General features: G+C 34.1%; 18 protein-coding genes. 1 reads left to right on the top strand and 17 read right to left on the bottom strand.

Translation table 11 applies throughout. The features are described from left to right. Positions 1 to 52 precede the first annotated feature (52 nt). From DXU93_RS11645 to DXU93_RS11565, 17 genes are all read right to left on the bottom strand, one after another. Entirely contained in the window at positions 53 to 529 is a 477-nt protein-coding gene (locus DXU93_RS11645) for a DUF4199 domain-containing protein (RefSeq protein WP_116881467.1), read from the bottom strand. After that, positions 522 to 941 (bottom strand): DUF1801 domain-containing protein, encoded by a 420-nt coding sequence (locus tag DXU93_RS11640; RefSeq protein WP_116881466.1) that lies wholly within the window; start codon positions 939 to 941, stop codon positions 522 to 524. The genes DXU93_RS11645 and DXU93_RS11640 overlap by 8 nt, the downstream gene beginning before the upstream one ends. Before the next feature lie 2 nt (positions 942 to 943). Further along, entirely contained in the window at positions 944 to 1315 is a 372-nt protein-coding gene (locus DXU93_RS11635; RefSeq protein ID WP_116881536.1) for a VOC family protein, read from the bottom strand. A gap of 11 nt (positions 1316 to 1326) precedes the next feature. Further along, positions 1327 to 1872, bottom strand: coding sequence for an SRPBCC family protein (locus DXU93_RS11630; RefSeq protein ID WP_116881465.1), 546 nt, complete (start codon positions 1870 to 1872; stop codon positions 1327 to 1329). An 8-nt stretch (positions 1873 to 1880) separates the two neighbouring features. Then, a complete protein-coding gene (locus DXU93_RS11625) occupies positions 1881 to 2303 on the bottom strand; it encodes a VOC family protein (RefSeq protein ID WP_116881464.1) in 423 nt (140 codons plus the stop codon). Between the two features lie 21 nt (positions 2304 to 2324). After that, positions 2325 to 2783: a YciI family protein gene (locus DXU93_RS11620; RefSeq protein WP_116881463.1), complete on the bottom strand. Its 459-nt coding sequence runs from the start codon at positions 2781 to 2783 to the stop codon at positions 2325 to 2327. Positions 2784 to 2808: 25 nt separating this feature from the next. Further along, on the bottom strand, positions 2809 to 3177 hold the full coding sequence (locus DXU93_RS11615; protein ID WP_116881462.1) for a DUF2200 domain-containing protein: 369 nt from the start codon (positions 3175 to 3177) through the stop codon (positions 2809 to 2811). 15 nt (positions 3178 to 3192) lie between these two features. Further along, positions 3193 to 3645 (bottom strand): DUF1569 domain-containing protein, encoded by a 453-nt coding sequence (locus DXU93_RS11610; protein ID WP_116881461.1) that lies wholly within the window; start codon positions 3643 to 3645, stop codon positions 3193 to 3195. Between the two features lie 82 nt (positions 3646 to 3727). Then, positions 3728 to 4612 carry a pirin family protein gene (locus tag DXU93_RS11605; protein ID WP_116881460.1) on the bottom strand — a complete coding sequence of 295 codons (885 nt, stop codon included), beginning with the start codon at positions 4610 to 4612 and terminating at the stop codon, positions 3728 to 3730. 63 nt (positions 4613 to 4675) lie between these two features. Further along, the gene (locus DXU93_RS11600) at positions 4676 to 5347 is read right to left on the bottom strand and encodes a hypothetical protein (protein ID WP_116881459.1); all 672 of its coding nucleotides are present in this window, start codon (positions 5345 to 5347) and stop codon (positions 4676 to 4678) included. A gap of 5 nt (positions 5348 to 5352) precedes the next feature. After that, on the bottom strand, positions 5353 to 5946 hold the full coding sequence (locus DXU93_RS11595; protein WP_116881458.1) for an RNA polymerase sigma factor: 594 nt from the start codon (positions 5944 to 5946) through the stop codon (positions 5353 to 5355). Then, positions 5936 to 7096, bottom strand: a complete 1161-nt coding sequence (locus DXU93_RS11590) for a hypothetical protein (protein ID WP_116881457.1) — start codon at positions 7094 to 7096, stop codon at positions 5936 to 5938. The genes DXU93_RS11595 and DXU93_RS11590 overlap by 11 nt, the downstream gene beginning before the upstream one ends. Before the next feature lie 147 nt (positions 7097 to 7243). Next, positions 7244 to 9367, bottom strand: a complete 2124-nt coding sequence (locus DXU93_RS11585; protein ID WP_116881456.1) for a M3 family metallopeptidase — start codon at positions 9365 to 9367, stop codon at positions 7244 to 7246. Between the two features lie 366 nt (positions 9368 to 9733). Next, entirely contained in the window at positions 9734 to 12319 is a 2586-nt protein-coding gene (locus DXU93_RS11580) for a PKD domain-containing protein (RefSeq protein WP_116881455.1), read from the bottom strand. A gap of 138 nt (positions 12320 to 12457) precedes the next feature. After that, positions 12458 to 16282 (bottom strand): PKD domain-containing protein, encoded by a 3825-nt coding sequence (locus DXU93_RS11575; RefSeq protein ID WP_116881454.1) that lies wholly within the window; start codon positions 16280 to 16282, stop codon positions 12458 to 12460. A 348-nt stretch (positions 16283 to 16630) separates the two neighbouring features. After that, positions 16631 to 18481 carry a T9SS type A sorting domain-containing protein gene (locus DXU93_RS11570; RefSeq protein WP_116881453.1) on the bottom strand — a complete coding sequence of 617 codons (1851 nt, stop codon included), beginning with the start codon at positions 18479 to 18481 and terminating at the stop codon, positions 16631 to 16633. Continuing rightward, positions 18481 to 21237 carry a T9SS type A sorting domain-containing protein gene (locus tag DXU93_RS11565; RefSeq protein WP_116881452.1) on the bottom strand — a complete coding sequence of 919 codons (2757 nt, stop codon included), beginning with the start codon at positions 21235 to 21237 and terminating at the stop codon, positions 18481 to 18483. Before DXU93_RS11565 ends, DXU93_RS11570 begins: the two co-directional genes overlap by 1 nt. A 209-nt stretch (positions 21238 to 21446) precedes the next feature. Here DXU93_RS11565 and DXU93_RS11560 point away from each other — a divergent pair, with 209 nt between their 5' ends. Continuing rightward, the gene (locus tag DXU93_RS11560) at positions 21447 to 22049 is read left to right on the top strand and encodes a hypothetical protein (protein WP_123776122.1); all 603 of its coding nucleotides are present in this window, start codon (positions 21447 to 21449) and stop codon (positions 22047 to 22049) included. The last annotated feature ends 13 nt before the right edge of the window (positions 22050 to 22062 follow it).

Genomic DNA, 22062 nt, shown 5'->3' with positions numbered 1-22062 from the left:
GTGATCAAAAATATATTGAGGAAAAATAATGTGAAATATTATTTCAAATTCTTTACTTCTTCTTTACTATTAACGCCACAATTGCACTTGTAAATACGCCCATTCCAAAAGCACCAAATACACTTTGTTGCACGTAATTTTGGAAATTAAAATAGGCTTTCGCATCGGCTTCATTGGCGTAATGTCCTTCTTCAATAGAATAAGCGATTACATTTGTAAAATATTCTGGTGAAATCACTTCGTGCGTGAGCCATTGAGACAAAGGAGCTAATAAAGTTACGATTACAGTTATTTTCAATCCAGAAACAAAACCTTGGACAAAAGACATTTTTCCTTTGAGAGATTTTCTTTTATCTAGCAAGGCTAAAACGTATACAGCAATCGCAATAAAGGCAAATAAATTAGTCCATAAATAATGCTTATCGATATGCGTACTGTGCAGACCTGTAATTTTCTCAATGAACATCCACACAAGGGATGAAATCGTGAAAATAATTGCCCATTTAATTTCTAGTTTAAAATTATTCATAAGTTCTTTTTAAGAATTCAATCGTGTGATTCATAATTTTTTTCAATTCTTCCAAGTCGATATCAGCATTATTCTTTACATAAATACATGCTTTTCCTTTTCGGAATTTCCCTAAATTCTCAAGTATATCTTCATGTTCGTCTAAACCTGTAAAAACATATAAAGATATTGCTGTTTTTCTTGGTGAAAAGCCTACAAGTGGCGCGTCTCCTTCATGTCCGCTTGCATATTTATAATGATACGAACCAAAACCAATTATGGACGGACCCCACATTTTAGGCTCAAATCCCGTGACCTCACGCATAACTTCGATCAACTCATAACTGTCCTTTTTCTTCTGTTCTGTATTTGCAAATGATTCTATAAAGTCATTAACACTTGCTGCCGTCTCTTTTGTTTTGTTTTCAGCCATAATTATCTGTGTTGGTCAATAAGAATTACATTTCCATCTGGATCTTTCAACGAAATATGTTCTGGTCCTTCTGTTGATGCATCAGCCTCCTTGATTAAATCTACATTTTGATTTTTCAAATGTTCTTGAATTTTTCTCACATCATCAAAATCCTCAATATTTTGTGCATCACCATCCCATCCAGGATTGAAGGTCAATATGTTTTCTTCAAACATCCCTTGAAATAGTCCGATAACGGCATCTCCATTTTTGAGTACTATCCAATTTTGATCAATATTTCCTCCTTTCTCTTTGAAGCCTAATTTTTCATAAAACGCTTTCGACTTATGAATATCTTTTACTGTCAGACTTACAGAAAATGCGCCTAGTTTCATTCCTTTATCCATTACTTTTTTTTTTCTAAAATAACCTTTAAATTTTTAAGTCCTTCTTGAAAGTCCTCTCCAATCATTTCTTCAAAATCCATGAATAATAACATAAAATTCATTGGATAATACATTTTACCACTAAATCCCCATTTTACTTCTGTCTGATTTTCATTAAGATCATCTGTTGACATATACGCTTCTTGTGTTGATTCAAAAGGTTCTAAAAAACGAAGTTCGAAAGTAATCTTCTCATTTTCTTTAATACTTAAGATTTCTTGTTCACCAACCCCAACATTTTCGATATCGCTTTTCCATGCAGAAACAAAACCAACTGTTCCATCTGTACCAGTGTAGGTTTTCTCCATATCTGGATCCATTTTTGCCCATTTGGTAAAATTATCTTGATTCTTTAAGTGCTTAATGTAAGCAAACACCACCTCTTCTGGTTGATTAATGATAATCGATTCTTCAACTGTGTATTCGCCTTTTATAAAAGCAGCTACAATCAACGGAATGGTTAAAATAATAGCCAATACAATCAAAATTCTTTTTAATGCTTTCATCTTCAAACTTATTTAGTTCTTCCTTCTACTAATTTTTCATATTCTTTATCAACAGGCTCCCAAAGTTCGATTTTATTACCTTCTTCATCTAATATATGAACAAACTTACCGTATTCAAAAGTTTCAATTTCATCTAAAATGGTAACCTTATTGGCTTTTAATTGTTCGACTAATTTTTCAATATGAACCACGCGATAATTTATCATAAATTCTTTCTTAGAAGGTTCCATATAGTTAGAATCTTCTTTGAAAAGGCTCCATTGCGTAAATCCTTTTTCGGTTGGTTTACTTCCTTGGTACCATTCAAAATTGGTTCCCCATTGGTCTGTTTCTAAGCCTAAATTTTGCTTATACCAATTTTTCATCTTATCAGGATTGGTTGATTTCAAGAAAATCCCTCCAACTCCTGTCACTCTTGGTTTATCACTCATACGAATCTACATTAATTCTTTTTAATATCCAATTTTCCAAACTTTATCTGACGCTTCTAAATAAAGCGGCAAAGCTGCAGAGCCATACCATTCAAATAACTCTGAGCTTAGTAAATCTTCCTTTATTGCAGGATCAGATTTTAAGATTTCAATTGCTTTCTCTTTTGTATCAACATTGAGAATAAAAAGTCCTCGATAATCTTTTTCATTTTCAAAAAATGGTCCAGCAACAATCAGTTTTTGCTCTTCCACCAAACGTTTAATATTACTTAAATGTCCAGCAAAACACGAATCAATAAAAGCTTTATCTTCCGTTTTATTGGTTCCCGTTTTTAAAATAACGAAAATATATTTTTTCATGCCATAATCATCGGCACCAAGTTCCTTAGCTAACTCTTCATCATAATTCGAATTAGGCGTTTGTCCAAAAACACATAATGATAAAAATCCAAAAAGCACTAAAAGAAATAGTCTATTCATAACTCTTTATTTTACAACTTAACTCCTATACTGTCTTGCGTAAGATTTTTTCCATTTTTCGCCCTTTAGCCAACTCATCGACTAATTTATCGAGATACCTCACTTTTTTAGTCAAGGGGTTTTTCAACTCTTCAATTCTATATCCACAAATCATCCCTGTAATTAATGGTGCATTTGGATTGAGTTTTGCAGCATCAAAAAAAGCTTTAAAAGTGGCTTTATTCTCCATAAATCGTTCGATATCATTCTCATTGAAACCTGTGAGCCACTCTATGACTTCGTGCAGTTCTTCAACTGTTCTACCTTTCTTTTCCACTTTTGTAACATAGTGTGGATAAACCGATGCAAAAGTCATTTTTGCCATGCGTTCATTATGTTCGGGAGTTGTATTCATATACCAGTTTTTAAATTATACACCAAATTGCGTTAAATGGTGATTAAGGTGTTTGTAAAACATATTATTCCATTCTTGAGATGTCAATTTTCCAAAAGAATGACTTTCTTTTCCATCAAAATGGTTTTCACCTAATTCTTGCGTTTTCTTGATATAAGCAATTAAACGATTCTTTTCTTGATCAAAAACTTTTTGATCTGCTATCAAAAATTCAGGAGCTGTCATACCATTTTTCTTATATGGCTTCTCATTGACCACCACTTTTTTCACTAAAGTTTTAAGCATCCATTTTTTAATTCCTTTAGGTTTTGGATGCTTATTTTCATACACTAATTCGTAGCTTACACTACAATGAGCTAGCATCTGGTCTACAGACATCTTCCCCCATTGCGGAATTGACTGAGCATCTAAAGCGTTGATTCTAGCAACAACTTCTTCTGTAACTTCTTTTTCAAAAATATTTTTCATTTCTAATGGATGTATTTTTTGTTCGATAAATGTAAATATATTAAACACACAGCGCCAATCGAGACAGTAATCTTTTCGAAATTTAATTGCTTTTCCTTGTTGGGTAAGGCACAAACTCATCTTCCTCTCCTTTGATTTTATCAAAATTTTGAGCTTCCCAGTCCGCCTTAGCTTGTTCGATTACTTCACGTTCTGAAGAAACAAAATTCCAATCGATATATCTTTTTTCGGGAAATGCTTCTCCACCAAAAATGTAAATTGTGGTATCTTCCTCCATTGTAAAGGAACATAAACTGCAATTATCTGAAACCAAAATTTGTTTTGGAGAAAATGTATTTTCTGATGTTGAGAGACTTCCTTCTAAAATATAAATTCCAGATTCACCAAAAAGCTGATCACCAAGATTCACTTCTTGTTTAGCGGTACTTTTAATTTCAATCATGTATAAATTACTAAATACATCCACAGGTGATTTTCTTCCTAAAACTTCACCAGCGATAAGTTTAAACTCAAGGTTTTCTTCTTTCCATGAAGGAATATCCTTAGCTTCAACATGAGAAAATTGTGGTTCCATCTGTTCCAAATGTTTGGGCAAGGCCACCCAAATTTGCAACCCATGCATTAACACCTCTTTATTTCTTAAATATTCGGGTGTTCTTTCAGAGTGAACAATTCCTTTTCCAGCAGTCATCCAATTCACAGCCCCTGGTTTTATTTCTACTTCACTGCCTATGGAGTCTCGGTGCATAATGTTACCTTCAAATAAAAAAGTTAAGGTAGAAATTCCAATATGTGGATGCGGAAGAACATCGAAATTTTGTCGCTCGTTTAACATTACCGGTCCCATATGATCAATAAAAATAAAAGGACCAACCATTCTTTTTTTTCTAAAAGGCAATAACCTTCCGACTAAGAAATCGCCAATTTTGGCGGCACGTTCTTCTATAATTAAGTTTACATTTGACATAATACAATCTATTTTGACTATGAAAATAGAATAAATTGTAAGATAAAATTAAAAGATGATCCTTTAATTTGTATAATCGAAAATTTTCTGTCCAATGGAATCTTCTGATAAACTTTGTCCTTCTTGATGAACTTCGAAATCTAAAACATTGGTGTACCCACCTAAAACCATTGCTTCTTTCAAATCAATGGTGATGTCATCCTTTGTTTCTGTTTTCCCCTGTGGTTTAGTCATTCGATTTTCTGCAATATGATTGTTTTGATCCTTCACATAAATGGTTTTATAAACCGTGTCCGCTGGAACGAAAATTTGAAGGGTGTCACGAATAATCTTATCTACAAATACAGTGTCAATGGAAGCAATTACTCCAGTTTTACTTGGTTTAATATCCTTATCGATAAATACAGGAGTTGACAATATAAACACCAGAAAAACGGCCGCAACGGCTGACCATAAAGGTATTTTTGATTGAACGAGAAAGAATATTTTTGATTGTTTTTCCTCTTGTTGTTTCTCTTTTTGATTCTTTAAAGCAGCCATTAAATTAGGAGGAATAGCTGAATCCACTTTTATAGTTGAAGCTTCTGATTTCATTTCCTCCTTCATCATTTGTAAGCTTTCAAATTGGGTTCTATATTCCGCTTCAGATATTTGCTGTAACACAAAGTCCTTTTCTGTTTTAGAAAGTTGTTCAAACTCCTTTGTTTCTAGAAGCTTTCTTAATTGATCTTCCATAATTTCTAGTTTTCTTTCAATTTAAAATTATCACTCAACGACTTAAAGACTTGCAATTTTTCACCCAGGTGATTTATGGTATGATTTAAACGTGACTTTACTGTTCCTATTGGACAATCCATAATTTCAGCGATTTCTTTAATTTTTAATTCTTCATGATAACGCAACACAAAAGTTTGTCGGTAATGCAATGCCAGTTTATCTACTTCAATGCTTAACCTCTTTTGAAATAACTTTTGATCCATCGATTTTCCATGGTCAACAGCATAAGTTAAAGCACCTGCCTCACGGTCTATATCCGCAAAATGTTTGACACTCCGAAAATGATTTTTACAATGATTTGCTGCGATGGTAAAAATCCAAGTCTTAAATGATTTATTCGTTTTGAATTGATGAGCAGATTCAATCACCTTAATGAAGATGTCTTGGGTGAAATCCTGTGCTTTCGCTTCATCATTGCGCAACATTTTAAACATGAAGAATAAAATCCGATTACTATAGCGTTCATAGAGTATTGAAAACGCCGAATCGCTCCCCTTTTGAAGGAACGACATCAGCTGTTCATCAGAACTATTTGTATTTATCTTTTTATTCGTCAAGTCCCAATCCTGATTTAATTTGAGCTCTATTTGGAAGGCCTTCACTAAGTTTTAGCGTTAAAGCCTTTGTTTCCTCGGCTTTCTGTTTGTTTCCAATCAACTCATAATGTTGAAAAAGCGAAACCAGTCCAGGTAAATAAGAATAGGCTCTTCTTTTATCCATTTCAGGATATTCACTTTGAAAGTAATCATATTTTAGGTAATCAAGAATAAATTTATTTTCAAAAAAGTTTACAATCAAGGCAGAATTATTAAATGATTCTTCTGCGTATTTATAGATTAAGCCAACATTGTATAGTTTTTCGAAAGTTGCTGTATCACTGGCTACAATTCCTTTACTATAGAAAAACAAATCCTTATTCCCTTTGTGTTTAATAATGTGGTCTAGCACAATATTTTTGTCATAACCTTGAAATTCTAATGAAGGTATTCCTGCTTCTTTAAATAAACGATTGCGGTATTCAGGAATACCAAGCAAATAGATATTCCACACATTAACATCAGCACGGAAATCATCTGCTAATTGGGCTATCCACAAAGGGTAAGTATCATTATCTCCTCCGGTAATCAATATTGAATTTTCACTTGTATTCATCAATGCATTATAGGTCACAGCCATCAAAGCAGGCGTATGATAACCTGAAGCTTTCCATAATTCAGCGATTTCTTGTTTTTTATCAGCATCATTTTGATAGATCTCATAAATATTCATCAAATCAGGATAAATCCCTGGATTTTCAGGTTTTAATTGATGGGCTTTTTCAGCATAACTAATGATTTTATCTTGTTCTGCTTTACTTTTTGAACTCCAAATATCATTATGCCATGAGTGAATTCTGTAATAAGAAAATGAATTTTTGTTTTTAGATTTCACATCTGCTACTGTAGCTTTTTCTTTTTCCAGCCAAGCATTTTTTGTTTCTAAATCTTTGGCCATAATTTTCGCCATTCTGGCTGCTGTGAATAAATTGATCCAAGCATCATCATCTTTAGGATTATTCTCTAATTCTTTTTCCCAGAGTTCATATTGGGTTGTATACCAATCAAAATCATGCATAACTTTCACTACGGATTCTACTTTTTGTGGTTTTACTTGCGCGACTCCTTGGAAGGCAAGTAAGAGTACTAAAACTGTTTTTATCATCTTCATATCATTTGGTTTTTTCCGTAATACACAGTTTTTAAAAAAAGGTTCGAATTATTTTTATGTCAATGCAAATTTTTATGAAAAATACTGAAACAAAAAAAAGGCTGGAAACAGAATTCCCAGCCTTCAACTAAAAAATTTTATTGAAGATTATTTTAAACCTCTTGCTTTAATCATTGGTTCAATTTTAGGATCTCTTCCACTCCAATCTCTGTACAATTCATCGTATTGCAAAGTGTTTCCTACAGAAAGAACCATATCTCTGTATCGTTGACCGTTTTCTCGTGTTAAACCTCCATTGTTTTCAAACCAAACGTAAGCATCGTGATGCAACATTTCTGTCCATAGGTATGAATAATAACCTGCTCCATAACCTCCTGCAAAAATATGTGCAAAATAAGTAGATCTATAACGTGGTTTTACCGCACGAACCTTATCTACGCCATATTTACTAAGCGCATCTTTTTCAAATTGATTCGCATCTTCGATTGTTTTATCAGCAGAAATTGTATGCCAAGCATAATCCAAATTTGAAGCCGCTAAGTTTTCCGTAATACTGTATCCTTGGTTAAATGTTGCTGCCTCTTGAATTTTAGCCAATAATTCAGCTGGAATAACCTCACCTGTTTCGTAATGTTTTGCATAATTATTCAATACGTCTGGGTGCGTTGCCCAATTCTCATTAAACTGCGAAGGAAATTCTACAAAATCTCTTGCTACAGCTGTACCAGATAAACTTGGATATTCTTGATTGGCAAAGAAACCGTGTAAGGCATGACCAAATTCATGGAACATTGTAATGGCATTGTCAAAGCTCAACAATGTCGGCTCTCCTTCTGCTGGTTTTGGATAATTACAAACATTGTAAATTACTGGCTTTTTACCTAACAAATGAGATTGATCAACAAAATTCCCCATCCATGCACCACCTCTTTTACTTTCTCGAGAGTAAAAGTCAGCATAAAACAATCCTAATTTAGAACCATCTTCTTCAAATAATTCATACACTAAAACATCTTCATGATAAACTGGTATATCTGTTCTTTCTTTAAAAGTGATTCCATATAATTTTTCTGCTGCATAAAAAACACCGTTTTCCAAAACGGACATCATTTCGAAATATGGTTTGATTTCATTTTCATCCAGATCATATTTCTCTTTTCTTACTTTCTCTGCATAAAAATTCCAATCCCATGGTTCCAACTGACCTTCTTGACCCTCTCTATGCATCATTTCTTCAATCAATTGAGATTCTGCAGAAGCCTTTTCGATTGCCGCTGGAATCAATCCATCAAAAAATTCTCTTAAGTTAGATTTACTTTGAATCATTGTGTTTTGCAAGCTCCAATCAGCATAAGAATCATAGCCTAATAACGCTGCTTTTTCGGCTCTTTTTTGGGCAATTTTCACAATTATATCTTTCGTATCATGTGCCGAACCATCTGTTCTGTACCAAGCATTTTCAAATTCTTTTTGGCGCATTTTACGATTTTCCAAAGCAACTAATGTTGGTTGCTGTGTTGTATTTTGAATCGCAATTTTATAATTTCCGTCTTCTGTTTCAATTGATTTTAATTTAGACTCGCTTAAACCTTTTAATTCCTCAGCGTTTTCAACGATTAACGCGCCTTCATTTGTTGCTGCTAAAAGTGTTTCACCAAATTCTGCCACTAAAGAAGCCATCTCAGAATTTACAGCTTTTAATTTCTCTTTTGCCTCTCCTTCAAGCTCTGCTCCAGCTAACACAAAATCATTGTAATATTCATCTAGTAATTTAGCTGATTCAGCATCTAAAGACAAATCTTCTTTTTGATCATACAATGTTTTAATACGGTCAAAAAGTGCCGAATTCAAATATACCTCATCATTTAATTCAGAAAATATTGGAGCAAACTCTTGCTTCAAAGCTTGTAATGTATCGTTGGTATGTGCACTCGTTAATGCTCCAAAAACACTTCTTACACGTTTTAAATCTCCACCGCTTCGTTCTAATGCAACTAAGGTGTTTTCGAATGTTGGTTCTTCGGATTGATTGGCTATCTCCTCAATTTCAGCACGTTTTAATCGAATTCCTTCTTCGAGTGCTGAACGATAGTGACTGTCCTTAATTTTTGAAAAATCTGGGGCATAATAATCCAATGTACTTTCCATCAACAATGGATTTGTCGACTCCGACTTCATTTCTTGTTCTTTTGAATCATTTGTTTTTGCTTGCTCTTCACAACTTGAAAGCCCTACTGCAAAAGCAAATAGTAATAAACTCGTTTTCTTCATTTGTATAGATCTTTTAATAGATTGTAACTTTTCCTTAAAGATAATAGAAATTCTGGTGTTGATTTGAATGCCTATTTCTTTTCGTGTTGTCAAAAATGAGATGAATGAATATTCTTGGTTTAGGTTGTTAAGATAAAGGGTGTTCTTAAGCTGTTCCTTTAGGGAAATAATACGCTCAATACCAGAAGAAAACTTTGCATCCTGCTGATTTATCCTGGAACTTCAGTCCGTTTCTCAAACAATTGAATTGATTTTCACATTGAACAAACTTTTGAAATAAGAATCCTAATGAAGCAAATAATACTCAGCAGTTTGTGGTAGTTCTAAGTACTGAAGGTGAATCTTAAAATTATACTCAAGGCTAATTTACCTCATCAAATTCACATGCCCTGTATGTGTATGTTTGGCCTCAGACATTGTTTCCTTAAATGTGATTTTCCATGTATAAATTCCTGGTTGGGCTTGTCTATTACTTCCAACACCATAAGTTCCATCCCAACCTTTAGTAGCATCATTCGATTCAAAAATCAATTCTCCCCAGCGATTATAAATAGTCAAAGTAAAATACTGCGGATCAAATCCAGAGGTGAAAACAGGTTGAAAAACTTGATTAACTAAATCATTATCAGGTGTAAAAGTATTCGGGATATAAAATACAATTTCATCAAGTAAATCAATGAGTTTAACAATTGTATCCATACAGTCCTCATGTGTTTTAGCTACTAAAATCACAAAATGTTGATCAGTAACAGGAGGAAATTCAAACATTGGATGGACTTCTGTTGAATTACCATGACTACCAAAAGTCCATTCATAAGTATCAGCATATTGTGAAGTATTAAAAAACTCAATTTCACTTTGTATAACTGTAGGCGCCTCAGGTTCATATTCAAAATCAGCAATTGGATTATGATGAACCGTGATAAAGTCATTTTCTGTATGTTCTGCCACACATCCTTGATTTGAAATAGCAGTTAATATAACATCATAGTAATTAGATCCATTATTTAAACTTTCAAAACAAGTTGTGAATTCATTTCCAGTATAAATTGAACCATTAGATAAAGTCCATGTTAAACTGTTTATACTTGACGACGAATTAATAATTGTCGTTGAAGAAATGTCTGGACAAATAGGAGAACACCCTTCGATATCAAATCCAATAAAACTGACCTCAGGCAATGGATGAATGATTACTGTTTTAGTTGTATCAATTTCACATCCATGATTTGACACTACCATTAAGTTCACATTGTACACACCATCTGAATCAAATACATGATTTGGATTTTGCACAGAGCTTGTTGTACCATCTCCAAAATCCCATGACCAATCGACAATTGAATTGATTGTATTTAAATTAGAAATCGTAGATAAATCAATAAAATCACTTTGCTCCTCTAAACAGACATCAGATGTTTCAAAATCTACATTGGGAATAGGATAAACGATTACCTCTTTAACAATAGTATCGCGACATCCTTGAGTCGTTTCGACGATTAATTGAACATTATAAATACTGTCCAAAACAAAAGTATTTATAGGATGCTCGATACTTGAAGTGTTTCCATCATCAAAATTCCAATTCCATGAATCTATAACTCCTGAAGAAACAGTACTTAAATTCGTAAAATCACTTATGATTTGATTACATAATGTATCAAACTCAAAATCCGCAATAGGACTTGGATGTACAACAACTGATTGCGTTATTGAATCTTTACATGAATTATTTCCTTCAACAAAAAGTTGAATATCGTAGGTTCCAGGATCAGTAAAGTGATAAGAAGTATCCTGCGAAATAGAATTATCTAATGTATCAATGCTCCATCTCCAAGAATCAATAAAAACTCCTCCAGATGTGTCGATCTCTGAAGAATCAGAAAATACCATGGTTTCACCTAAACAAACATCTGAAAAATGAAAGTCAGGAATTGGCATTTGCGGTGGATCAAGAATAATATACTCTGTTTCACAATCTGTTCCTTTGGTATATTTAGCTGTATATTTTCCTGGTCCATTCCCAAGTGCAGTCACATCCAATGTTGAAGATGTTTCTCCAAGTAAAGCAATACCATCATAATACCATTGCCATGTTCCACCAGTACTATCTGCAGTAGCGCTTAACGATAAATCACCTGTACAAAAAGATCCACTCCTACTCAACTCCAATGAATTAAAATCATTAATCGTTGCTAGAGTTAAATCATCATAAAAAAAATAGGGTACACAAACTCCACCAGTATATCCAGAAGGCAAATTACAAGGAGGTCCAATAATAATTTCATGAACATCAAAAGTTGGTGTAAATTCAATGGTTAAGACCTCCCAATTAATAGAGTTTGTATAAGTTTCTGATCCTAGTGCAACCCAATTGGTAGAAACTGAAGTTGGGCAATCATATGTTGATAACGGCAATGAACCACAGTTTGCAGAACCATAAATTGTTATATCAAGATCTCCATAACTGGTATTACATGCTCCAGTAAAAAACGCCCTAGATCCGAAGGCTATATATAGTGATAATAGATAAGTTTCACCTGCTTGTAATGGACTTATAAGACAAGTTCCAACACATTCCTTCCAGGTATCGCGAACTATAGTTCCTACGAATCCTGTTCCATCTGCAGCGACTACCACTCCACCTGTTAATGGTGGTGCTACAAAACTGCAATTGAAATAATCACTAGTTGCATTTGTTGCTTGCACCCAGTTATCTGCACGATTCATTTGTGAAATACCCGTTGGACAGGTGCTATAATCTTCAAAGGAAGGATTAGGTATTAACGAAGGAACAGTTTGCGGGTAATTAAACCCATTACAATTACATACTTGATCGTTAAGGTCAATCAAACCATTTCCATCATCATCTATTCCGTTATCACAAATTTCTTGCGCATTTAAAAATGAAAATGTAAAACTTATAAAAAATAGTAATGTCTTTTTAAGCATAATAAATTGAAAAAGTCCTTTCAAATATTAATATACAAAATTAACACATTTTTAAACACAAAAACAAATAGCAAAAAAATCACTTCAATTTCAAACAGTTAAAAACACGAATGCAAATTTTACACCATCTTAATTTCTTTACCTTATCAAATTCACATGACCAGAATGTGTATGTTTTTTATCCGACATTGTTTCTTTAAACACTATTTTCCAGATGTAAGTTCCGTCTTTCACTAGTTCTCCTGAATTTAAACCGTAGGTTCCATCCCAACCTTGATCGGCATCATTAGACTCAAAGATAACTTCTCCCCATCGATTAAATATCAGCATTCTAAATTGCTGTGGATCAAATCCTGAAGTAAAAACAGGTTGAAACGTTTCATTGAATTTATCATTGTCAGGGGTAAATGTATTCGGAATATAAAACACGACTTTATCTAAAATATCAATCACTTTTACGATAGTATCGGTACAATTTTCCATGGTCTTAGCAATCAATGTAACACTATGTTGATCGGCAACTGGAGGGAATTCAAACTCTGGATTAACATCAGTTGAATTGCCTAAATAACTAAATGACCATTCATAGTTATCTGCATAAAGCGAAGTATTTAAAAATTCAACCGTATTCTGGATAACGCTTGGTTCTTCTGGTTCATATTCAAAATCTGCAATTGGATTGTGATGAACTGCAATATAATCTAATTCGGTATGTTCTGCTACACAACCCTCATTTGAAGTAGCCGACAAAGTAACATCATAGTAATCAGAACTTCCTGATAAATTCTCGAAACAATCAGAAAAACTATTCCCTGTATACGTTGTACCATCAGAAAGTGTCCAAATATAATCTGAAATTATAGAAGGAGAATTGATCGTGGATGTTGTAGATACTTGCGGACAAATTGGGGAACATCCTTCTAGATTAACTCCAATAAATGTAACATTTGGAAGTGGATGAACGATGACTGATTTCGTTGTATCATTTGAGCAACCATGATTAGAGGTTACCGTTAAGGTTGCCGAAAAAGTTCCATCTGTTGCATATCCATTTGAAGGATTAGGTAGATTACTCGTAGTTCCATCTCCAAAATCCCAATCCCAATTAGTGATTGAATTTGATGTATAAATATTTGATATTGTTGATTGATCTGTAAACTCACTATCGTCTTGTAAACATACACTCGTCGGAGTAAAGTCAACTTGAGGGAGTGGCCAAACTACCGCATTACTTTGAATAGAATCCTTACATCCAAAATTTGAAGTTGCAATTAAATCAACAGTATATATGTTTTCTCCTGCATAGTTATGGTTTGGATGCTCTTGATTTGAAGTATTTCCGTCACCAAAATCCCAATTCCAGGTTTGCACAAAATCACCATCTATATTTGAAATGGTTGTGTTGTTTGCAAAAACTGTCGTCTCTTCAAAACAAACAGAATCTATTTGAATTGCTGGATTGGGTTGAGCATAGGCAAAAACAGTTTTCACCACAGTGTCATGACAATATCCTTCGTAAGATACGATTAACTGAACATCATAAGCACCTTCAGAAGCATACAAATGAAGTGGGTCTGGATTGTTTGACATTGCTCCATCATCAAAGTTCCATTCAAAGCCATTCGCTATAGCAGAACTTGTATTTGTAAAGGATAAAGAATCATAAAAACATGCATTAGTAAAAGAAAAATCAGCAGTTGGGATATCATAGACTATTACATCCTGAGTTTTGTTATCTGTACATCCAAAAACAGAATTTACCGTGAGATTAACAGCATAAATTCCATCTGATGTATATAAATGAGAAGGATTTTGAACATTTGAGGAATTTCCATCGTCAAAATCCCATGTCCAGGTATCCAATGCAGTACCGCCATTGGCAATAGAAAGATCTGTAAAATTACTATTGTTACCTATACACACTGTATCAAAGTTAAAATCTGCAATTGGTAAAGGCCAGATATCTGCATTCATTTCAATGGAATCAGTACAACCATAATTTGATGTTGCAACTAATTTTATGGTATAAATACCGTCTGATCCGTAAGCATGTGAAGGACTCTGTTGAGCCGATGTATTTCCGTCTCCGAAGTCCCAGTCCCAAGTTTGAATGAAATCTCCATCAACATTAGTTAAGCTTGTATTATTTGTAAATACAGAAGCATCTCCTAAACAAGCTGAAGGATCATCGAAATCTGGTATTGGTTGTGCATAGGCTGCAACAGTTTTCGTTACAGAACTGTTACACATCCCTTGATACGAAACATTTAAAGTTACATTATAAGCACCTTCACTTGCATATTCATGATTTGGATCAGCAATAGCTGAACTATTTCCATCATCAAAGTCCCATGAATAATTATCAGCAAAACTTGAGCTCGTATTCACAAAGGACAAGCTATCATAGAAGCAAGCATTTGTAAAAGTAAAATCGGCTGTAGGAACATCATAAACCAATACACTTTGAATACTTTCGCTTGTACAACCAAAACTAGATGTCACATTTAAACTTACATTATATGTTCCTCCTGCAGTGTATGTGTTGGTCGGGTTCTGTGTATTTGCCAAATTTCCATCGTCAAAATCCCAACTCCAGGTATCGATGGCTGTTCCACCATTATTTGAAGATAAATCAATGAAGTTAGTAGCATTTCCAACACACAGAGTATCAAATGTAAAATCTGCAATCGGGAGTTCATGAACGACAACCGACTGTGTAATAGAATCAGCACAACCGTTATTCCCGGTTACAAATAATTGAACATCGTAGCTTCCTGTACTGGAGTAATTTTGTGAAGGATTCTGGGCGTTGGAGCTATTTGCATTATCGAAATCCCATGACCAAGAATCAATGACGACGCCCCCTGTTGTATCGATGGTAGTTTGGTCTGTAAAATTCATGTTCTCTCCTAAACAAACATCTAAATAATCAAAGTCAGCTGTAGGATATTGTGGTGGTTCAACAGTATAATCTGTAACCTCACACCTATTTCCGATGGTATAACGCACATTGTACACGCCTGGACCTTGTCCATTTGTCACAACATCAAGCGTTGAACTGGTTTCACCAACCAAAGCTGCCCCATCATAATACCATTGCCATGAACCACCAACACTATCAGCAGTGGCTTCTAATTGTAAATCATCTGTACAAAAACCACCTTGTTCAGTGATTTCAAGTGAATTAAAGAAATTCGTGGAGGCCAGTATCAAATTATCATATACAAAATAAGGATAACAAGCTCCACCATTATAATTTGCAGGCAAATTACAAGGAGGTCCAATCATTATAGCATTTATATCTGAAGTTGGTGTAAAATCAATATTAATGACTCCCCAATTAGAACTTGGTGAATAGTTTTGAGTCCCTATTAATTCCCAAGAAGCAGAAGCATTTGAGGGACATCCTGTTGTGTTTAAAGGCATGTTTGCACACGTTGTAGATCCGTAAATTGAAATATCAACATTACCATAATTCAAATTACATTGACCTCCTCCACCAGTGATTGCGACAGATGCAATATCGAAAGACAAAGTATAAGTTTGCCCTGCTAACATTGGACTTAATAAGCAAGAACCAATATATTCTTTCCAATTATCTGAATATATCGCGCCAACATATCCTGTACCTTGAGAGGCAGAAATACCAGCTGCGTTCATTGCACCAAAATTATAGCCACAGTTAAAATAATCAGAAGTTGCAGTCGTTGCTTGAATCCATGTATCTGCACAATTTAATTGTGAAAAACTATTTGGACAACAATTTGTAACCTCAAAAGAAGGATTAGGAACCAATGAAGGTATCGTTTGCGGCACTCCAAAACCATCACATTCACAAGTAGGGTCATTTAAATCAATAAGTCCATTCCCGTCATCATCAATCCCATTGTCACAAATTTCCTGTGCGATTGAATAAACGAAGCTTATTGAAAGAAAAATTAGTAGTAGTAATATTCTTTTCATAGTCAATTAATGTTAAATATCTAAATAACTGTATATCAACAAGAGAATAAGATTAGAATTATCTTTTTTAAGTTTAATCTTATCCTATTGTTCACCTAACAATTCACAAAAATATGGAAAACCAATTAGGCATACATAGTATTCTCAATAGAATTATGTTAAGACTTTATAAAACGTTGAAAAGCAACTACTTGATGACAAGCATTTTCCTTAGCTGAAAAACACTCTAAAACAGTTGGTTGAAACTAATTCTGGATTTCTTTAAAATTCAAAAAGTGAGGACTGACAAGTCTAAATTAGGTATTGTGATGAACGTGTAATAAAATAATGACAGGCCCCTTTTAAAACTCAACTACCTTCCACCACCATCTTCTTACCTTGCATCAGTTTGTTATCCTTATACAATTGAACGGAATAAGCTCCCGAAGCAAAATTATGTTCAATAAAATAAACGCTCTTCTTCTGTGGTAGCGGAACTGATTTTAGAAATTTACCTAGCATGTCATAAAACCTTAATTCTCCGTCTTCAATGTTTCCTGTCTCAATGGTGATTACATCACCTTGCGATACAGGATTGGGATAAAGATTAAAATAGTTGTCCCCAATGTTTCCATAGGTGTTTTCTTGTTTTACGGCAAGATTAAAACTTAGGGTGTCTGCCACGCCATTGCAACCATGTGCTATAAGCGTAACGGTATAACTCCCATTATTTTCATAAGTATGCAAAACAGAATCTACATGCTCTGTGGTGTGCAGTGAATCTCCATCTCCGAAATAATAGGTATAACGACCTGCATACATGCTTGCGTTGGTAAAATGCACCTGCCGCCCTTCGTTTTCATAACTCAAGGCTGCACTTGGTGGACTTAAATAACCCAAACAATTGGTGCGCAGTAAATATGCAAACTGATAAGGAACGTTATCGTTGAAACGTTGATAATTTAACACCTCACCTCCCAAATTAAAACCACCATTAGGCATTACTTCTAAATCTGCAATGCGGTATTCTGGATCATTAAGTGAATCTAGCTCATAATAGTGATAATCTCTGTGCCAATTCACCTCTCCATCCGTTGAAAAGTTTAAGACTCTAACTGTACTTAAGTACTTCTCATAATATACAATTTCTTCATGGTGGTTATATGCAGCAACAAAAGTGCTGTCATTCAGTTTTCTGAATTTATGTATGCTTTGGTATATGCCTACCCCTTCAAACCAAAAATTGGCCAAAGGCATACGCCACACCGTGTCCATATTCTCGTCTATTCGTGCAAGCATAGGCTTGTGCTTAAAGCGATCACTATTGGGCGAATTGCCAAATAATTTGGAGTCATAATAATGTAAATAAATTGTATCCTCTTCAAAGTAAGAGCCCCTTATAGCATAGCAGTATTGCCCGTCTTGAAACTCCTTTTCTGAGAGGGTGTTGCCATCTGCATCAATCCGTAAAAACTTTTGTACCGCCCAATCCAGCTCTCCTAATGAGCCTCCATAATGCCTAACATCCATATAATGCAACATAAAAGTACCGTCCTTCATGTCTACAAGGTTTCTTGCTCCACTTACTATCTTCTCTGGATTTATATCATTGTAAATTTCTTTTGTCCATCGATTCGTTCCATCAAAATCAACACGTAACAATATTACACCTTGTAAACTATATCTTGGATCTGACTCTTTTTTACTTACATAATTGAGACTTATTAAATAACTTGAATCGGGTAAATGAAGTAACTTAGAATGATCAAAAAATTTCACACTATCTACTGTCCAGAAATCGCTATACACCGTATCTAAATAGATTTGCCCATTAAGATCGTACTCTATGAGGCGAAAACTGTATGCTATATTGGAAAAATCATTATAGCAATTCACTAAATTTCCACGAAAGTTGGTATCTAGTTCCACAAAACTGTACATACTGCGTTGTAGATGCCCTACATCATAATATTCCAAAATGTTTTCATAATCGCCTTGTGCATTCACTTTACCAAAACGAAAGTTGATGCGGTAGGGATTTCCACCACCAGACCCTAAAGTGAGGTAGGGAACCGAATCTTGGAGGTAAATTTCACTGATTATTGAAACCGTATCTATTACATGATGGTCATACACCTTTTGAAATCCAATTTGAGCATTTCCATTAATGCTGCAAAACAAGAAGCAAAACAAATAAAATATGTGTTCTTTTAAGGACATTATTGTATTACACTTATTTTCTTCGAACCACTATTTCCTTGCTCATCTGTAAAATTCAAATAATATATTCCATTGGCCATTTGATTGAGGGTGAGTTTATTTTGTCCGATATTTAATTGTTTTCTCAAAATTGATCGTCCAACAGTATTAACCACTTCAACAGAAATAGCGCTATCGGTATCTATCGTAAAACTTCCATTATTCGGATTCGGATAAATGCTCAAATTACTTGCTGCAAAAAAGTCATTAACAGAGGCGTTGGTAATGTTTATACAATTAGAAGTATCAACACAGTTCGTTGCGTTTGATGTTACAATCACGGCATAGTTCCCATCTTGTGTAACAGTGAAAACCTGGGAAGTTTCATTAGGTACAGGCGCATAATTGTTATCACAATCTACCCATTGGTAAGTGGCGTTTGAATTAGTAGCAGTTAATACCGACCAGTCAGTATCTACAGATGCATCTACACAACCTGTTAATATTCTAGCAATTCTATTTCTACCTATTCCGTTATAAGAAATAAATTTCCCTCCAACAATTAACTCGTCATCTTCTTGAAAGACCAATGAGTAAACAGGCTGATCAAATCCAGATCCAATTTCATAGGACTCATCAATGCTTCCATCCGCATGTAAACGTACAATGTTATTTCTATTTTCACCATCATAAGTATCAAAATTACCACCAGCAATTATTTTTCCATTATTTTGAATGACAATTGAATGAGCATTATTTAAACCTGTACCTGAATCAAAAGAAGTATCATGGGTTCCATCACTATTTAAGCGAATAATGCCATTTACTGGACTTCCATTAAAGTTTGAAAAATAACCTCCTACTAAAATTTTCCCATCATTTTGCACTCTAATTGTATTAACACCTTCATCAAATCCTGAGCCACTATTAAAGGAATTGTCAAATGAACCGTCTGTATTTAACCTAACGATATTGTTGCATGGTATTCCGTCGAACGAAGTGAATACACCTCCTAGTATTATTTTACCATTATCTTGTATAACAATTGAAAAAACATTGCCGGAATACCCCTCAATACCTGACCCAATGTTGAAAGAAGCATCATGTGAACCGTCAGCATTTAATCTTATAATTTTGTTGCTTGAGAACCCATTAAATGAACTAAAATAACCTCCAACAAGGATTTTCCCATCCTCTTGGACTGCAATTGATTTTACATATTTATCAAAACCTATTCCTATATCAAACGTCGGATCAATTGAACCATCATAATTTAAACGTGAAATTTGGTTTTGCGTAACTCCGTTAAATGAAACCAGTTTTCCTCCCACAATTATCTTTCCATCACTTTGAATAGCAAGTGTGTTAACTACCGATTGAAATCCAGTACCTATGTCAAAAGTAGTATCAAGACCACCATCAGGATTTAAGCGAGCAATGCGACTTGAAGAAACATTTTTTATTGTTGTAAACCATCCTGCGACAACAACCTTCTTATCAGGCTGAACTACAATCGAGTTGACGATTCCATTGATTCCTGTTGCTATATTAAATTGATTATCAATCATACCATTTTCATGAACCCTAACTAACATCCCCTTAACAGTATCATTATAGGAATTAAAAGGACCGCCCAGTAGAATTTTGTGGTCATCTTGAATTTCAATAGTATAAACAGGACCAGTGACATTCACACCTGTTCCAGTATCCAAAGTATTGTCTATTGATCCGTCAGAATTTAAACGTATTAACCTTTTTGAAGCTATTCCATTATATGAAGTAAATTCACCTCCGACCAAAATCTTATTGTCATTTTGTAATTTAATAGTTTTAACCAAATAATTAAATGCGGATCCAAGATTAAAAGAGGCGTCCTTAGTTCCATCAGGATTAAGCCGCACCAGTCTATTGTTTGTGGTTCCATTAAATGTTGTGAAATGCCCACCAACTAATATTTTTCCATCCACCTGTATATCAAGAGTCAAAACAGTTTCATTAAAACCCGTACCAGGGTCAAAACTAGAATCTAAGGTACCGTCTGAATTTAACCTAGCTATTCTGTTTCTTGGAACTCCATCGAAAGAAGTAAACCATCCCCCAACAAGGATTTTACCATCGTCTTGAATATGGACTGTAGACACAGAACCTGAACCTAGATTAAGATATCTAAAGCCTATACCTAGATTAGATGCAAAAGCAGTATCTAAAGATCCATCAGTATTAATTCTTGCCAAACTAGAAACCGAACTATATATCCCATAGCTATTAAAATCACCACCAATAAGGATTTTTCCATCGCTTTGAATGGCTACAATTCTCACCTTCTCTAAACCTCCTCCTATTCCCCCTTGGGTATTAAATGTGTGGTCTACAGAACCGTCGCTGTTTAAACGCATAATGCCTTTTGAAACTATAGTGTCTAAGTTATGACTTATGAAATCTCCACCGGCTATTATTTTCCCATCATCTTGAACAGCAATGGAATTAACGGCATTATCAAAACCGACATCAGAATTAAAACTAGTATCTGTATACCCATCAGGGTTTAATTTTACAATATGTCGAACTTGTTGATCATTGTATCTAAAAAATTCTCCAACAACTATTATTTTCCCATCTTCAAGAACTTCAATATCTCTTGGAATATCACCAGAAAGTCCTATACCACTCCCAAACCCAATATCACCTGGATTAAAAGTAGAATCATTCTCACCGTTTTGAGCAAAACTTAATATCGATATAAAAAACATTAAGGAAAGTAGTATTCGTTGTTTCATCTTTTTATTTTTTTTCTGCTACTCCTTTCACAGAAAACATTCAAGTTCAAATTGTAAAGCTATTGAAAAAACAAAAAACAAAGTCATCTTTCATTTTAACAACCTCTAAATTAAACAAATATTTACGAACACAGAAGAATTCAAAAAGATATTCAATTCAAGTACAATCAAATAATTTATCTTCGTCAAAAAAAAACAACAAAATTTCAATGTTAAAACAAAAGGTCTTTTTCTTACTGCTTCTATTGCTTTTCGCTTGTCAAACTTCAGAGGAGGTGAAAGAAAGTGAAACGTACACCTATTTGGAAGTATGCTTCGAGGATTATTACCTCAATTACGATGTAGAAATAACACCTCTTTTAAATGAATTTGAACTTTTATTGCTGAATGAAGGACATATTGCAGATACTACAGGGGCGGCTTACAAAATGCTAATCGATACTTTGGCTGAAAATGATTATTTTAAAACGCCATTAAAAAAAGAAGACTTTAACAATGTGGCACTTTACAAAAATCCAGCTTCTATCATTCAATGTGCTACGCAAGTATTTGGTATTGATTCTACAAAAGTTACGCAACTCAATTTCTCAAAAATAGGTCAACAAATCAATGCGAAAATTGAAAAGAACAAAGACATTTCTATCCATTACATTCTCAATCTTTACAAAACGAAATTGAGCGATGAGGAAATACGTATACCTTATGTGAAACAATCTTTACTTATTTTGCTCTACCGATGGTATTTTAAAAGTAAATACGACAGAGAAATAGATATTGAAAAAAATATCAGTCCGAAAAGTAAATCCAAATAAAATTAACCTACAC

Origin of the sequence: Brumimicrobium aurantiacum, from assembly GCF_003402975.1 — a bacterium.
Taxonomy (GTDB): Bacteria; Bacteroidota; Bacteroidia; order Flavobacteriales_D; family Crocinitomicaceae; genus Brumimicrobium; species Brumimicrobium aurantiacum.
Note: the sequence above shows the minus strand (reverse complement) of the source record. Positions and strands in the feature narration are given on the sequence as shown.

What these genes read in the sequence shown, in the direction of transcription:
- DXU93_RS11645 (WP_116881467.1), bottom strand. Translation starts at nt 529, where the DNA reads ATGAATAATTTTAAACTAGAAATTAAATGGGCAATTATTTTCACGATT.
- DXU93_RS11640 (WP_116881466.1), bottom strand. Translation starts at nt 941, where the DNA reads ATGGCTGAAAACAAAACAAAAGAGACGGCAGCAAGTGTTAATGACTTT.
- DXU93_RS11635 (WP_116881536.1), bottom strand. Translation starts at nt 1,315, where the DNA reads ATGAAACTAGGCGCATTTTCTGTAAGTCTGACAGTAAAAGATATTCAT.
- DXU93_RS11630 (WP_116881465.1), bottom strand. Translation starts at nt 1,872, where the DNA reads ATGAAAGCATTAAAAAGAATTTTGATTGTATTGGCTATTATTTTAACC.
- DXU93_RS11625 (WP_116881464.1), bottom strand. Translation starts at nt 2,303, where the DNA reads ATGAGTGATAAACCAAGAGTGACAGGAGTTGGAGGGATTTTCTTGAAA.
- DXU93_RS11620 (WP_116881463.1), bottom strand. Translation starts at nt 2,783, where the DNA reads ATGAATAGACTATTTCTTTTAGTGCTTTTTGGATTTTTATCATTATGT.
- DXU93_RS11615 (WP_116881462.1), bottom strand. Translation starts at nt 3,177, where the DNA reads ATGAATACAACTCCCGAACATAATGAACGCATGGCAAAAATGACTTTT.
- DXU93_RS11610 (WP_116881461.1), bottom strand. Translation starts at nt 3,645, where the DNA reads ATGAAAAATATTTTTGAAAAAGAAGTTACAGAAGAAGTTGTTGCTAGA.
- DXU93_RS11605 (WP_116881460.1), bottom strand. Translation starts at nt 4,612, where the DNA reads ATGTCAAATGTAAACTTAATTATAGAAGAACGTGCCGCCAAAATTGGC.
- DXU93_RS11600 (WP_116881459.1), bottom strand. Translation starts at nt 5,347, where the DNA reads ATGGAAGATCAATTAAGAAAGCTTCTAGAAACAAAGGAGTTTGAACAA.
- DXU93_RS11590 (WP_116881457.1), bottom strand. Translation starts at nt 7,096, where the DNA reads ATGAAGATGATAAAAACAGTTTTAGTACTCTTACTTGCCTTCCAAGGA.
- DXU93_RS11585 (WP_116881456.1), bottom strand. Translation starts at nt 9,367, where the DNA reads ATGAAGAAAACGAGTTTATTACTATTTGCTTTTGCAGTAGGGCTTTCA.
- DXU93_RS11580 (WP_116881455.1), bottom strand. Translation starts at nt 12,319, where the DNA reads ATGCTTAAAAAGACATTACTATTTTTTATAAGTTTTACATTTTCATTT.
- DXU93_RS11575 (WP_116881454.1), bottom strand. Translation starts at nt 16,282, where the DNA reads ATGAAAAGAATATTACTACTACTAATTTTTCTTTCAATAAGCTTCGTT.
- DXU93_RS11570 (WP_116881453.1), bottom strand. Translation starts at nt 18,481, where the DNA reads ATGTCCTTAAAAGAACACATATTTTATTTGTTTTGCTTCTTGTTTTGC.
- DXU93_RS11565 (WP_116881452.1), bottom strand. Translation starts at nt 21,237, where the DNA reads ATGAAACAACGAATACTACTTTCCTTAATGTTTTTTATATCGATATTA.
- DXU93_RS11560 (WP_123776122.1), top strand. Translation starts at nt 21,447, where the DNA reads ATGTTAAAACAAAAGGTCTTTTTCTTACTGCTTCTATTGCTTTTCGCT.